Consider the following 13,616-nt stretch of genomic DNA (forward strand, 5'->3'; position numbering starts at 1 on the left):
CTCCTCTAACGATTTACTCATTATTTCGACCCGACAGAAAAATCATGACGTAACGAAGAAGCTCAAACAAGGATACCAATGCCGCTGCGACATATGTCAGTGCTGCAGCATTTAATACTTTGTTCACACTCTTCTCTTCATTATTTCGAATGATTCCTTCTGAAACGATAAAATTTTTCGCTCTAGAGCTCGCATTAAATTCAACAGGAAGTGTGACCAGCTGAAAAAAGACAGCGGCAGAAAACAGAATGATGCCAAACCCGATTAAATTTAAGCTCCCAAGCAGTAAGCCGCCGATTAACAATAAGGGCGCAATACCGGATGAAAAGCTCACCACCGGAAAAATCTTATGTCTCAATACAAGCGCGCCATAGGCTTCCTGATGCTGAATTGCATGCCCCACCTCATGAGAAGCTACGGAAATCGACGAAATAGATCGTCCATAATATACCTGCTCTGACAAGCGGACGACACGTTCAGTCGGATCATAATGGTCTGTTAAAGTTCCTCTTACCGGCTCAACGGGTACGTTATGCAGCCCGTTTGTATCCAAAATATGCCTTGCCACCTCGGCACCAGTTTTGTGCCCAGAGGCTTCCACCTTAGAATATCTCTCAAAATTGCTCTTTACTTTAAATTGTGCCCAAATTGAAATAGCAAATGCGACCAATGTTAAAAAGTAAAAGAAAAACATGCTGTCATCTTCCCCTCTTGTGCAAGTAAAAATACATGCTATTAAAAAATAATTCTAATGAGCCGGCGTTCTTTTGTACAGTATTTTGGTCCGATATAATTGTGTTCCTTTTTCCCCTCATGTCCGAAAACAAATAAGAGACATGCCCATTCGGCGAATGAATGTCCAGCCATCTTTGCATCAGAACTTATGTCTATTTTTTTCTCAAGCATTTGTATTATTTGCTGCGTTTTTCACTAAAAACAGGGAACACTATTCGTATTACTAATTAGCCTAAAAGCAGGTGATCCCATTGAATGTATCAAGCAAAGAACAAAATCTTCTTAGCGGTGCTATCGATAAAATGAATGAAGGACTTGATGCCTTTATTCAGCTTTATAATGAAGCTAAGATACAAAAAAACAATATTGAATTTGATGAGGATACTCTGAAAGTTATTGAAGAAGCCATAGAAGTACACGGAAAAGAGACAATTGAAAAAAAGCTGAATCGAATTGTTCAGGAAATTCTATCCTTCAGCGTTACTGGGAATGGTGATTCATGATCAAATCGAATCGGATCTATATTACATGGCTGAAATGGCCGATTCTGATCAGAATGGCCGTTTTCGTTTTATTGGTCATCACCCTTTTCGGCACAGTTATCAGCTGGATAGAACCTAAAGAGTTTACCACCGTCTTTGAAGGCATATGGTGGGCGCTTGTCACAGTATCCTCAGTCGGCTATGGTGATTTCGCTCCTCGAACTACAGCGGGTCAAGTACTTGGCATGCTGCTTATTTTTGTCGGAGTTGGCATTTTTTCTGCCTACTTTGCGTCTATCTCATCGGCCACTTTCCATAAGCAGCATCGCTATTCAGAAGGAAAGGTAAGATATGAAGGCAGTGATCACATGATCGTTGTGGGTTGGAATGAAAAATCGAACAAGCTCATTCATACCATTCTAGCGGAGAAACGAACTACCCCTATCGTATTAATCGATGACACATTGAAGGAAGCCCCGCTTATAAATAACCTGCACTTCATTCGGGGAAACGCAACGGATAAATCCGTTCTGGAAAGAGCAAATACAGCACGCGCTTCGAGTGCTATCATTACGGCAGACCAACATAAAAATGAGTCGGATGCAGACATGCTGACGGTCTTAATCTTGCTTGCGTTAAAGGGATGTAATCGAGGCATCTATGCAATGGTTGAAATCGTGACAGACACGCAAGTAATAAACGCGGAACTGGCCGGAGCGGATTATATTCTGAATACATCAAATATGATATGCGATGCTATTATGGAGCATCGTCAGGAGGAGAAGCGGTAACTGAACTACAAACCACATGTGGATAGAAATATCGGAGGGATCTTCGATATATGCCGATATTTCTAAAAAACAAAAACAAGCATAATGAGTGCAAGCTTCGTTGAATTCGTCCCGGATAATCTCGGCCATTACTAAAAGAAAACGGCAGACCCTGTAAGTCTGCCATTTCTACTATACCCTATTAGTCTTCTAACCGTTTCTCAAGCTCTGCTTTTTTCTCTTCGAATCCAGGTTTGCCTAGAAGCGCAAACATATTCACTTTGTATGCTTCAACTCCCGGCTGGTCAAACGGATTTACACCGAGAAGGTATCCGCTCATCGCACATGCTTTTTCAAAGAAGTATACGAGATAGCCGAAAGTAAATTCGTTTTGCTCAGGAATGTTGACAATCAAGTTTGGCACGTTGCCGTCTGTATGGGCAAGCATTGTTCCCTGGAATGCTTTTTTATTGACGAAATCGACCGTTTTGCCGGCAAGGTAGTTTAAGCCGTCAAGGTCACTTTCTGCTTCTTCAATGGATAACTCATGCTTTGGCTTTTCTACGTTAATAATTGTTTCAAATAAGTCTCTTCTGCCCTCTTGAACGTATTGGCCCAGAGAATGAAGATCCGTTGAAAAATTAGCGGATGAAGGATAAATACCTTTTTCGTCTTTTCCTTCACTTTCTCCGAATAGCTGCTTCCACCATTCTGCATAATATTGCAAGGACGGCTCATAGTTGATAAGCATTTCAATCGTTTTGCCTTTGTTGTATAAAATATTACGAACAGCTGCATATTGATAGGCTGGATTCTCTTCAACTTCAGATGAAGAGAAATCTTTTCTGGCTTGGGCTGCCCCTTTCATCATTTCGTCAATATCGGCTCCGCTTACAGCGATCGGAAGCAAGCCTACGGCAGTCAATACAGAGTACCTGCCGCCAACATCATCAGGAATGATAAAGGACTCAAAGCCCTCTTCTGTGGCAACGGTTTTTAATGCGCCTTTTTCTTTGTCAGTTGTTGCATAAATTCGTTTTGCCGCTTCCTCTTTTCCGTATTTCTTTTCGAGAAGGTCGCGGAAAATACGGAATGCAATAGCAGGCTCTGTCGTTGTTCCTGATTTACTGATGACATTAATAGAGAAATCAACGTCTTGCAATAAATCCATAACATCTTTCATATAAGAAGAGCTGATATTATTCCCGATAAAAAGTACTTGCGGTGTATTTCTTTTTTCTTTTGGAAGCACGTTGTAGAACGAATGGTTAAGAAATTCAATTGCTGCCCGTGCTCCCAAGTACGAACCACCGATCCCAATGACTAACAAAACGTCAGAATCTGATTTAATCTTCTCAGCTGATTGTTTAATTCTTGCAAATTCGTCTTTATCATAGTTTTCCGGAAGGTCAACCCAGCCCAAAAAATCACTACCAGCACCAGTTTTTTCATGGATGGTGTGGTGGGCAACTTTTACTAAATCACTTAAATATGTAATTTCATGTTCACCGAAAAATGGTAGTGCCTTTGAATAATCAAATTGGATATGTCCCATTTTTTTGCCTCCCAATTGCCTTAAGATATTATCATATTCACTTTATATGAAGTTATTTACGAAAGCAAGCCTCTGACCCGTTATGAGAAAAAACGCCTATTTCACAACTTAAAAAATCATGTCCAAAAGCATAGCTTTTGGACATAAAAAACAATTTTATAACGATGAAGATAAAATAGCTACGACATCGTCCTTATTCAATGTTTTAAAGCGGCCAAAATCTCCATTTATTACTGCCTTGTCTGCCATGACGTCGATTTTTTCATCTGTAATTTCATAATCGGCAAGCTTATTCGGCGCACCAAGACTTGTCCAGAACCCGCTTAGTTTATCGATTCCTTCGAGAGCCGCTTCACGATCAGATTTTCCGTTAGTATCAACGTCAAATACACGAACAGCAAGCTGAACAAATCGGCTGATATTCTCATCGAGAGTATGCCTCATCCAATTCGGGAAAAGAATCGCCAGTCCGCCAGCGTGCGGAATATCATAAACGGCAGAGACAGAGTGCTCAATATTATGAGTAGCCCAATCGCCTCTATAGCCCATTTGCAGCATGCCGTTTAAAGCAATCGTTCCTGAATACAAAATAGTTTCGCGGAGCTCATAATTCTCGAGGTCATCAACTAATTTCGGTGCAGCCTCGATGACTGTTTTTAATAAGGACTCACACATTCTGTCCTGCAGTGGTGTGTTTTTCGTATGGTGAAAATACTGCTCCAGCACATGGGACATCATATCAACGATTCCGTAAATAGTGTGGTTTTTAGGCACAGATATCGTGTTGGCCGGGTCAAGAATTGAAAATTTCGGGAAAACAAGCGGAGAACCCCATCCGTATTTTTCATTTGTTTCCCAATTAGTAATGACAGAACCCGAGTTCATTTCAGAACCGGTTGCGGCTAATGTGAGTACTGTTCCAAAAGGCAAGGCTTCTTGCGGAATATGTTTCTTCGTTACGATATCCCACGCGTCACCATCGAAAACCGCGCCGGCAGCTACAGCCTTCGTACAATCAATGACACTGCCTCCTCCAACAGCTAAAAGAAAGTCAATGTTTTCAGCCTTGCAAATCTCAACCCCTTTTTTTACTGTCGTTAGTCTTGGATTGGGTTCGACACCTGAAAGCTCATATATGTTTGCGCCTATTTTATTCAGAATCTCTGTCACCTGGTCGTATAGGCCGTTACGTTTAATGCTTCCTCCCCCATAAACCAAGAGAATATTTTTTCCGTACTTCGGCACTTCGTCCGTAAGCTTTTCTACTTCTCCTTTACCAAAAATTAATTTGGTAGGATTCCAATATGTAAATTTTTCCATTATTTTCGCCTCCTTTTAAAATTATTATGGCCCAGTCAACATTCCTGTGTAAAGTGATGCGCATTCTAAACTAATATGTATAAATTATTTGCGATTGATGCACTCTATTGTTGCAGGATGAATAAAAAAGGAGGATTTTCAAATGAGTATGCTGCAACGTATTGCTCTTATCTTCACGGTCATCGGCGCAATAAACTGGGGACTAATAGGTTTCTTTCAATTTGATTTAGTAGCAGCGATTTTCGGAGGGCAAGGATCACTGTTATCACGAATTATTTATAGTATTGTCGGAATTGCAGGACTGATCAACATCGCACTGATATTTAAACCGCAAGAAGAAGCGGTGCGCGACGAGCCCGAACCGGAAATGCGCTAATTCAAAAAAACCGAACCACATAAGGGTTCGGTTTTTAAATTACTTTTTAATCAAATCTTTGCGATTTGATTGTTCAATCCATTCTTCAAGCTTGTCTTTTAGCGTATTGAAGCCTTGTGAAGAAGCAGCATCTTTTTGAGTTGATTGAATTTGTTTTTTTGGCTTCGCTTCTTTTTTCTCTGGAGCCTCTTGCGTTGCGCGGATCGAAAGGCTGATTTTCCCGGATTTTTCATCCACAGAAAGTACTTTCACTTGCACTTCGTCACCAATCGCTAGATGTTCATTTATATCTTTAACAAATCCGTGAGTAACTTCGGAAATGTGCACAAGCCCTTGAGTTTCTTCATCTAACGCAACAAAAGCGCCGTAAGCTTGCAATCCGGTTACTTTACCACTATACACGCTGCCCGTTTCAAAATTTGCCAATCATAACACTCCTAAATCTTTGTATTTATTCTCGAATTATACGCAATTAAAAATTATAGCATACATGCATAGTATTAGCAAAAAAAGATTAACGAAAAAAGAATTAACGGAAAAATGTTTTAAAATTGAGATAAGGGGAATACATACAACTGCCAAAGGCTTTCAAGTATCCCCCCCTTTATAGATGGAGTGATCATTTTCACTCCGTCTTTTTTATCATATTTACACGATATTTTTCACCATCAAGCTCACTATATGTTCTTTAAGAACCTGTTGATTCTGCTTAACGCCTCCTGCAATTGTTCTAAAGATGAAGCATATGAGCAGCGAATAAATCCTTCTCCGCTTTCTCCGAAGGCATTTCCTGGAACAACGGCTACTTTTTCTTGAACCAAAAGTTTTTCAGCAAATTCTTCAGAGCTCATGCCTGTATTCTTTATCGAGGGAAACGCATAAAAGGCGCCGCCTGGATTGTGGCAATTAAGTCCCGCTTCATTGAGAGACTCCACAAAAATATTCCGTCTCCGGCGATAGCTTTTTTTCATCTTTTCTACGTCCTTCATTCCGTTTTTCAGTGCTTCTTCCGCTGCAAATTGAGCCATTGTCGGCGCACACATCATTGAATATTGATGGATTTTTAGCATGGCATCTTTTAAAAAAGTCGGTGCTGCCACATAGCCAAGCCTCCAGCCTGTCATCGCAAATCCTTTTGAAAATCCGGATACAAGGATGGTTCGCTCTCTCATGTTTCCAATCGCTGAAAAGCTTGTAAAATCTTCATCATACGTTAATTCTGCGTAGATTTCGTCGGAGATAACAATCAAATCATTTTCTTCAGCAAATTCAGCAATTTGCTCCAGTTCTTCCTTTGAGTAAACAGATCCGGTCGGATTAGAAGGACTGCAGAGTATGATCGCCTTCGTTTTATCCGTATATGCCGATTCCATCTCCTTCTTGGAAGCTTTAAATCCGTTTTCCTGCAACGTATATACAGGCACCGGAACACCCCCGCTTAATGTGACGAGTGCCCCATAAGAGACAAAGCAAGGCTCAGGGATAATGACCTCATCTCCGGGATTCAAAATCGAGCGCAGCGAAATATCAAGCGCCTGGCTCGCTCCAACTGTGACAATGATTTCACTGTCAGGAGAGTAGGAGATGCCAAAGCGCTTCGACAGATACTTCGATATTTCACATCTCAATGAATACAGCCCCGCATTTGCCGTATACGATGTAAATCCTTGTTCCAAAGACAAGATGCTTGCTTCTCTTACATTCCAAGATGTTACAAAATCCGGTTCCCCTACACCAAGTGATATGACACCTTCCATCGTTTGGGCTAGATCAAAAAATTTTCGGATACCTGATGGTTTAATCTGTTGAACGGTTTGTGATAAATATCGGGAAGAAGCCATTACGGAGACACCACGATCCTTTTATCATCATCACCTGAGTCAAAAACCTTTCCATCGTGCTTATATTTTTTTAAAATAAAGTGAGTAGTCGTCGAAACAACAGATTCAAGTGTCGACAATTTTTCAGATACAAAGCTTGCAATGTCCGACATCGTTTTCCCTCGGATGACAACAGATAAATCATACACTCCGGACATAAGGTAAACGGATTCGACCTCTTGAAACCTGTAAATCCGTTCAGCGATATCATCAAATCCTACACCTCTTTTTGGTGTCACCTTTACGTCAATCATTGCTGTAACTCCTTCATGGCCATCCACTTTTCGCCAGTCGATCATTGCCGAATAGTCAATTATCACTTTTTCTTTTTCAAGCTTTTCGATAATCTTTCTTGCTTCTTCTACCTTCACTTTTGCCATTTTGGCTATTGTATCAATATCAATGCGGCTGTTTTCTTCAACTATTTCCAGTATTTCTTTTTCTGTTTCTGTCAGCTTCACTAATTAACACACCTTTGTTGTCAGAAATTTTCACAATATTATAACATGAATTATGAACTAATGCTTTTTTCGCTTGAAAAATAAATAAACGGGTACCATAATACATACATGCTTAACAACCAATAAGAGATAAAAAATTGGAGTGAGTAACCATGCAAACACTTAATTGTACACATATAAAAACAATAAAAGGCGTCAATATCTATTACGAGCATTATGAAAACGCAGGCAAACAATCACTAGTGCTCATTCACGGGTTTCTTTCTTCGACATTCAGCTTTCGAAGATTAATTCCGCTGCTGAAAAAGGACTTTAACCTGATCGCAGTCGATCTTCCTCCTTTTGGCAGATCTGAAAAATCGAAGAAATTTATCTACTCATATAAAAATATGGCTGAGCTTGTCCTTGAGCTCATTCAATTAATGAACATAAAAAATCCAATTCTTGTCGGGCATTCCATGGGAGGCCAGATCTCGTTATACGCTGCCAAACAGAGACCTGATTTAATTAAGAAGGTTGTCTTGCTGTGCAGCTCCGGGTATTTAAAAAAATCTCACCCTTCTCTCATTTTCGGAACGCACGTGCCCTATTTTTATTTATATATTAAGCGTTGGATAAGCAAGCAGGGAGTTCTGAAAAACCTTTCGAATGTCGTTCATGATCGTTCACTTATTGACCAAGAGATGATCGAAGGCTATATGAAACCTTTTTTGGATGATCAAATTTTTATAGCAATGACCAGGCTCATCCGCCACCGGGAAGGCGACTTATCAACTACCGATTTAAAAAGCATCGAAACCCCTTCATTATTGATCTGGGGGGAAGAGGACAAAGTAGTTCCAATTCAAATCGGGCAGCGCCTTCATGGGGATTTGCAGGATTCCCGATTCTATTCCCTTAAAAAAACAGGGCATCTGGTGCCGGAAGAAAATCCAAATTACGTTTCAGAAAAAATCGCCAATTTTTGCATGATTTAGATGCATGTCATGTGTATTGAAATTGAAGGCTTGTTAATTGGACAAGCGGCTACCCGAGCCGACTGTCCAATTTAGCAAGTGCTTTGTTCTTTTATGGCCAGCAGTTCTTCCGCAAGTTTCACACATTCGGATAAATCCAAATTTTGATCAAATGAAATTTCATAAATAGCCTGAATCTCTTTACCTAAAATTAAAGAATCATCAAACAGATAAACGGCACGGACGACGTCAACTGGTTCCGTCTCATAAAAGCCTTCTCCTTGTGCAAAAGGATCCCACTTTTTGACGATATCGATCATGTGCTGTACTGCACGGCTTTCTTCCATTTTCATCACCACTACTCGAAAAATTTGCTCTCTTATTTTATCATAGTTAAAGGAAATCAAATAATAGTTCGAGGTGAAAAAATGATTTTTGATCAATTAGAAAAGAGATACGGTTCACAATCAGTAAAATGGGATTTAACAAAAGAGCTTTTCGGAGCGGATGATGCCCTGCCAATGTGGGTAGCCGATATGGATTTCAAAGCGCCTGATGCCGTTATTGGCGAGTTGCAAAAACGTCTTGAGCATGGAATTTTCGGATATTCTTCTCCTACTCTTGATACCAAAAAATCAGTGGTCAACTGGCTTTTAAGTCGCCATAATTGGGAGATACAGCAAGACAGCCTGGTATTTTCCCCAGGAATCGTTACCGCTTTGAGCATGGCGGTACAAGCCTACACAGAGCCAGGTGATCAAGTGGGAATACTGGTTCCCGTTTATACTCCTTTTCATAATGTCGTGAAAGATAATCATCGCAAGCTGATAACAAGCTCTTTAATGGAAAAGAACGGAAGGTATGAAATAAACTTTGACGAACTTGAGGAAATGCTGAAGCAGCCTGAAACAAAATTGTTTATTTTCTGCCATCCTCATAATCCTTCAGGGAGAGCTTGGACAAAAGAGGAGCTTGCCAAAATAGGAGATCTTTGCTTGAAACATCAAGTGATGGTCATTTCTGATGAAATCCATTCCGATTTAATGCTTTACAATAAGCGCCATGTGCCATTAGCATCTCTTTCTCCCGAGTTAGCGGATCAAACGATCACATGCGTCGCGCCAAGTAAGACATTTAATTTGGCTGGCTTGCAAGCCTCCGCTATCATCATTCCTAATGGAAAAAAAAGAAAGCTCTTCACAGAAACGATGAATAGAAATGGGTTAAACGCATTAAATTCTTTTGCTATCACCGCCATAGAAGCAGCTTATTCATATGGGGAGAATTGGCTAGAGGAGCTCATTCCTTACCTCGAAAAAAACGTAGATTTAGTAAAAACCAGCCTTCAGGAGTCTCTTCCGGAAGTTAAAGTAATGATTCCAGATGCTTCTTATCTTCTCTGGATCGACTGCAGGAATTTAGGTCTTACAGACAAAGAGTTGGCACATCAGCTTATTCATAAAGGCAAGCTGATTCTCGAACCCGGCGATAAGTACGGAGCCGGCGGTGAGGGCTTCGTTCGAATGAATATAGGCTGCCCTCTTCAAACGGTTAAAGACGGTATCAGCCGTTTCATTTCAACTTTTCAATAATCCTCCCAGAACACCCTATTCTATTTTTAGATACGGGTGTTCTTTTAACGTGATAAACGATTTATTACGATTAGATTTTCTATTTGATTATTTTTTTGTACAATATGAAAAAGAGGTGGTTTTAATGAATGAATTTCAAATCGGCGACGATGTAAAAGTTTTTTATAAAACGGGGGCATACACAGGAGTCATAACGGATATAAAACCCGCCCATTATCTTGTCAGAGTCCAATCCGTGGATAAACATCCCGACCAAGGAGACTTGCACAATCCTAAACGAGTAGATGTACCGCTTTTTCATGAAAGAAGAGCTCTTGCCTTTCGTGAACAAGTAAATATACCTTTCCAAATGGTGAAAAAATTTGACGGCAGCCATTCGGACTATGAAGAATCTCTGCGGACAGCGATAGAAAAACTAAAAACTCGGCTTAAAGAGGACGATTCTCTTTGGGCAAAAAAATCACTGGAGAATCTAAGTACTCTTGCCGAAGAATATTTCCAAACAAAATAACCCAATGGATGATTGGGTTATTTACGTTGCGTTTTTACGAAGCACCCCCGTTAAATCAATAACATCACCAATTTTCGTAGGCTTTGGATTCATTAAATATTTTTTGTCATTTTCGACTTTTTGAAACAAGTGAAAGGTAGTGAGTGCATCATCCAAGGCCTTATGATGTTTTCCGGTGCCTTTATCCCCATATTCCTCTGCAGCTTTCCATAATCCAGTCAGTGTTTTGTCACCAAAGAAATTTTTGTATTCCAAAGATAAGTCCCGAAGCTCTCCCTTGAATGGAAAAGGAATATGATTGATCATGCAATTATGCTTTAACACCTTCATATCCATACTCCCCCAAGTGATAATGACACTGTTCTTTTCAGAATCAAATTCTTTTAATTTATTGATAAAGTCTTCAAACTTCATACCGCTGTCAATGTCCTCTTGTTTAATCTTTAAAAATTTTTTGCAGCGCTCTGTTAATTTCCCGAATTTTTTTGGCTTGATATAATTTGAAAATGTCTCTGCAATCTTACCATCTTCAACTTTAACAACCCCAGCTTCAATAATTTCAGGGAAAAAATTTTGCGGTTGGTACTTGCCCTCTGGCATTGTAAATTCAAAATCAATGATCAATATAGCGCTTTGTTCCAATAGTCACACCTGCCTCTCATGCGCTTTGCTGCCATTATTATTCAATATATTATATCAGTATTTCCTTATTTTAACTGTATTTTTTCTGAAAATAATGAATACTCCCATAAATATTGTACTTGGACGAATTTTTTCTCTTATAATTATTAAGGAACCCGAAGTAAAGTGAACCTTCATTCTGTAGGGATTTTCCGGCGTACAGGATTGTGATAGTGAAAGCTTCCTCTTGTGCTTTTGCCTTCGTTCATTATCCTGTTCAACTAGCCCTATTTGGAGTGAAACCTGTTACTAAAAAAACGTATTTTTCTTTTTAAGGAGGATGCTTGCTATGAAAGCAAAAAGTGAGCAAAAACTAGTTACTCTCGAAAACAAGCTGACTACAAATCTTTGATTCAATAACTTTTTTCTTCTCGCTACCTGGAAATAATGGTACGATATGGCTAGATTAAGTAGAAAGAGAGTGACGATATTGCGAGCAGCCTTAGGATGGATCATGCTAGCATGCCTGATTCCATTATTTGTGTTAGCTTTAATCCGTTCCGGAGAAGAAGTTGGTCAAATGAAATCTTTGGGACAGGTTTTAGATGAGAAAGTAGAGCTATCAAAAATAGATCTCGTTCAAAACAGCTACATCTACGACCGAGATGAAGACTTGATTTCTGAAGTGGTGAACGATGAGAATCGAATGATTGTCCCCTTTGAAGATATCCCCGATGCTGTAAAGAATATCTTTCTAACCTCTGAAGACCAGAATTTTTATGAACACAGAGGCATTGACTTTAATGGCATTGCCAGGGCGGCACTGGCTAACCTGAAAAAGGGTGAAATTGACCAAGGCGGAAGCACGATTACCCAACAGCTTTCAAGAAATCTATACTTAAATCACGAACGAACGTATAACAGAAAGCTAACTGAGCTATTGTATTCCTACCAATTGGAAAAAGAGCTTTCAAAGGATGAAATTCTCTATTATTATCTAAACACCATTTTCTTTAATCATGGTGTTTATGGAATCGGCTCAGCAGCAGAGTATTACTTTAACAAACCGCTGAAATCTCTAACTCTGGCAGAGATGGCATTTATTTGTGCAATTCCTAATAATCCTTCATTATATGATCCGTTAAAGCATTTTGATCACACGAAAGACCGGCAAATCCGATTATTGGACGGCTTAAAAAAAGCGGGAAAAATTTCAGATAAAGAATTAAAAAGCGCTGCAGCAGAAGACATAAAGCTAAGCATAAAAGAGAAGAAAAATGTTTTTCCCGACTATGTAACCTACGTCAATGACGAATTTAAAGAATTGGTAGCCGAGAACGAAGGCTACAATAAGAGAATTAATAAGGCAAAGCCAGAAGAAAAAAAAGCCATTGAAGAAGAGCTGAACAAACGGATAAGTACCGTTCTAAAAAGCGGCGTGAAGATATATACCGCAATGGATCCTTATATGCAAAAACGCGTGACTGAACGGGTAAATTCTATGCTGCCCTATCAGGACATCCAAGGTGCTGCCGTCGTTATCAATCATCAAACCCATCAAATCACAGCACTTTCCGGCGGTAAAGACTATCAAAAATTTGATTTCAACCGCGCGTATCAAGCCTTTCGACAACCCGGCTCTTCTATTAAGCCTTTGCTTGACTATGGACCATACATTGAAGAAACGGGTGCAACCACAAATAGCTTAATCGATGCAAGAAAATTTTGCAGTAACGAGTATTGCCCAAACAATTATAATGAAAAAACGTACGGAACCGTTTCGTTAAGAACTGCCTTTAAATATTCGTACAACACACCCGCTGTCAGAATACTCGACAGAATTGGTGTGAAAACAGGCTTTAGCTATCTTGAACCCTATCATTTCCAGGAATTGCATAAGGAAGACTACCGGCTGCCGTCCGCTCTTGGCGGATTGACCGTTGGTGTCTCTCCTTTAGAAATGACAGATGCGTATACGACCTTTGCCAATGACGGAAGCTATACGAAAAGCCATGCGATAAAAAAAGTGACTGATTTAAAAGGTAAAGTATTATACGAATGGAAGGATAAGCCGCAGCAGATTTTCAGCAAAAGAACCAACGATCAAATGAGAAAGCTTCTGACTGCCGTTGTTAAGGAAGGGACCGGGAGAAAAGCAAACTTCTCCTCCCCTTACATCGGCGGCAAAACAGGCACGTCAAACGACTACCATGACATTTGGTTTATAGGCCTAACCGATCAATACTCCATGGGGGTCTGGGTCGGAAAAGATCAGCTCGGAAACGTGGAATCTATCTACAAATCAGGACCGCATTTATCTATTTGGAGACAGACTATGAATATTTCCTATTAAAGGG

At 39.9% G+C, this 13,616-nt stretch carries 15 protein-coding genes; 7 read left to right on the forward strand and 8 right to left on the reverse strand.

Annotated features, from left to right (window positions below; all coding sequences use genetic code 11):
• Positions 1-13 precede the first annotated feature (13 nt).
• Positions 14-694, reverse strand: a complete 681-nt coding sequence (locus AM592_RS11780; protein ID WP_053603961.1) for a zinc metallopeptidase — start codon at positions 692-694, stop codon at positions 14-16.
• A 292-nt stretch (positions 695-986) separates the two neighbouring features.
• Here AM592_RS11780 and AM592_RS11785 point away from each other — a divergent pair, with 292 nt between their 5' ends.
• A complete protein-coding gene (locus AM592_RS11785; RefSeq protein WP_053603962.1) occupies positions 987-1,238 on the forward strand; it encodes a protein mistic in 252 nt (83 codons plus the stop codon).
• Positions 1,235-2,008 (forward strand): ion channel, encoded by a 774-nt coding sequence (locus AM592_RS11790; protein WP_053603963.1) that lies wholly within the window; start codon positions 1,235-1,237, stop codon positions 2,006-2,008. The genes AM592_RS11785 and AM592_RS11790 overlap by 4 nt, the downstream gene beginning before the upstream one ends.
• 181 nt (positions 2,009-2,189) lie before the next feature.
• On the opposite strand, the gene AM592_RS11795 is transcribed toward AM592_RS11790, so the two are convergent.
• Positions 2,190-3,542, reverse strand: a complete 1,353-nt coding sequence (locus AM592_RS11795) for a glucose-6-phosphate isomerase (RefSeq protein ID WP_053603964.1) — start codon at positions 3,540-3,542, stop codon at positions 2,190-2,192.
• Between the two features lie 156 nt (positions 3,543-3,698).
• Positions 3,699-4,862, reverse strand: coding sequence for an iron-containing alcohol dehydrogenase (locus tag AM592_RS11800; protein WP_053603965.1), 1,164 nt, complete (start codon positions 4,860-4,862; stop codon positions 3,699-3,701).
• A gap of 142 nt (positions 4,863-5,004) precedes the next feature.
• On the opposite strand from AM592_RS11800, the gene AM592_RS11805 reads away from it, so the two are divergent.
• Positions 5,005-5,238: a DUF378 domain-containing protein gene (locus AM592_RS11805; RefSeq protein ID WP_053603966.1), complete on the forward strand. Its 234-nt coding sequence runs from the start codon at positions 5,005-5,007 to the stop codon at positions 5,236-5,238.
• Positions 5,239-5,277: 39 nt separating this feature from the next.
• On the opposite strand, the gene yugI is transcribed toward AM592_RS11805, so the two are convergent.
• From yugI to AM592_RS11820, 3 genes are all read right to left on the reverse strand, one after another.
• A complete protein-coding gene (yugI, locus tag AM592_RS11810) occupies positions 5,278-5,664 on the reverse strand; it encodes a S1 domain-containing post-transcriptional regulator GSP13 (RefSeq protein WP_053603967.1) in 387 nt (128 codons plus the stop codon).
• Between the two features lie 251 nt (positions 5,665-5,915).
• Positions 5,916-7,079 (reverse strand): aminotransferase, encoded by a 1,164-nt coding sequence (locus AM592_RS11815; protein ID WP_053603968.1) that lies wholly within the window; start codon positions 7,077-7,079, stop codon positions 5,916-5,918.
• The gene (locus AM592_RS11820; protein WP_053603969.1) at positions 7,079-7,579 is read right to left on the reverse strand and encodes an Lrp/AsnC family transcriptional regulator; all 501 of its coding nucleotides are present in this window, start codon (positions 7,577-7,579) and stop codon (positions 7,079-7,081) included. The genes AM592_RS11815 and AM592_RS11820 overlap by 1 nt, the downstream gene beginning before the upstream one ends.
• A 152-nt stretch (positions 7,580-7,731) precedes the next feature.
• Between AM592_RS11820 and AM592_RS11825 the strand changes: the two genes are divergently transcribed.
• The gene (locus tag AM592_RS11825) at positions 7,732-8,556 is read left to right on the forward strand and encodes an alpha/beta fold hydrolase (protein WP_053603970.1); all 825 of its coding nucleotides are present in this window, start codon (positions 7,732-7,734) and stop codon (positions 8,554-8,556) included.
• Positions 8,557-8,627: 71 nt separating this feature from the next.
• On the opposite strand, the gene AM592_RS11830 is transcribed toward AM592_RS11825, so the two are convergent.
• Positions 8,628-8,882 carry a DUF1871 family protein gene (locus AM592_RS11830; RefSeq protein WP_053603971.1) on the reverse strand — a complete coding sequence of 85 codons (255 nt, stop codon included), beginning with the start codon at positions 8,880-8,882 and terminating at the stop codon, positions 8,628-8,630.
• An 81-nt stretch (positions 8,883-8,963) separates the two neighbouring features.
• Between AM592_RS11830 and AM592_RS11835 the strand changes: the two genes are divergently transcribed.
• Both AM592_RS11835 and AM592_RS11840 read left to right on the forward strand, forming a co-directional pair.
• Positions 8,964-10,127 carry a MalY/PatB family protein gene (locus AM592_RS11835; RefSeq protein WP_053603972.1) on the forward strand — a complete coding sequence of 388 codons (1,164 nt, stop codon included), beginning with the start codon at positions 8,964-8,966 and terminating at the stop codon, positions 10,125-10,127.
• Positions 10,128-10,251: 124 nt separating this feature from the next.
• Complete coding sequence (locus AM592_RS11840) at positions 10,252-10,638, forward strand: kinase-associated lipoprotein KapB (protein WP_053603973.1); 387 nt, start codon at positions 10,252-10,254, stop codon at positions 10,636-10,638.
• 21 nt (positions 10,639-10,659) lie between these two features.
• On the opposite strand, the gene kapD is transcribed toward AM592_RS11840, so the two are convergent.
• Positions 10,660-11,280 carry a 3'-5' exonuclease KapD gene (gene kapD, locus AM592_RS11845; RefSeq protein ID WP_053603974.1) on the reverse strand — a complete coding sequence of 207 codons (621 nt, stop codon included), beginning with the start codon at positions 11,278-11,280 and terminating at the stop codon, positions 10,660-10,662.
• 436 nt (positions 11,281-11,716) lie between these two features.
• Between kapD and AM592_RS11850 the strand changes: the two genes are divergently transcribed.
• The gene (locus tag AM592_RS11850) at positions 11,717-13,612 is read left to right on the forward strand and encodes a transglycosylase domain-containing protein (protein WP_225970216.1); all 1,896 of its coding nucleotides are present in this window, start codon (positions 11,717-11,719) and stop codon (positions 13,610-13,612) included.
• The last annotated feature ends 4 nt before the right edge of the window (positions 13,613-13,616 follow it).

Origin of the sequence: Bacillus gobiensis (assembly GCF_001278705.1) — a bacterium.
Lineage (GTDB): Bacteria > Bacillota > Bacilli > Bacillales > Bacillaceae > Bacillus > Bacillus gobiensis.

Coding starts and splice junctions, on each gene's coding strand:
- AM592_RS11790 (WP_053603963.1), top strand. CDS start 1,235: ATGATCAAATCGAATCGGATCTATATTACATGGCTGAAATGGCCGATT.
- AM592_RS11805 (WP_053603966.1), top strand. CDS start 5,005: ATGAGTATGCTGCAACGTATTGCTCTTATCTTCACGGTCATCGGCGCA.
- AM592_RS11840 (WP_053603973.1), top strand. CDS start 10,252: ATGAATGAATTTCAAATCGGCGACGATGTAAAAGTTTTTTATAAAACG.
- AM592_RS11850 (WP_225970216.1), top strand. CDS start 11,717: ATGGCTAGATTAAGTAGAAAGAGAGTGACGATATTGCGAGCAGCCTTA.
- AM592_RS11830 (WP_053603971.1), bottom strand. CDS start 8,882: ATGGAAGAAAGCCGTGCAGTACAGCACATGATCGATATCGTCAAAAAG.
- AM592_RS11835 (WP_053603972.1), top strand. CDS start 8,964: ATGATTTTTGATCAATTAGAAAAGAGATACGGTTCACAATCAGTAAAA.
- AM592_RS11815 (WP_053603968.1), bottom strand. CDS start 7,079: ATGGCTTCTTCCCGATATTTATCACAAACCGTTCAACAGATTAAACCA.
- AM592_RS11825 (WP_053603970.1), top strand. CDS start 7,732: ATGCAAACACTTAATTGTACACATATAAAAACAATAAAAGGCGTCAAT.
- AM592_RS11780 (WP_053603961.1), bottom strand. CDS start 694: ATGTTTTTCTTTTACTTTTTAACATTGGTCGCATTTGCTATTTCAATT.
- AM592_RS11795 (WP_053603964.1), bottom strand. CDS start 3,542: ATGGGACATATCCAATTTGATTATTCAAAGGCACTACCATTTTTCGGT.
- AM592_RS11800 (WP_053603965.1), bottom strand. CDS start 4,862: ATGGAAAAATTTACATATTGGAATCCTACCAAATTAATTTTTGGTAAA.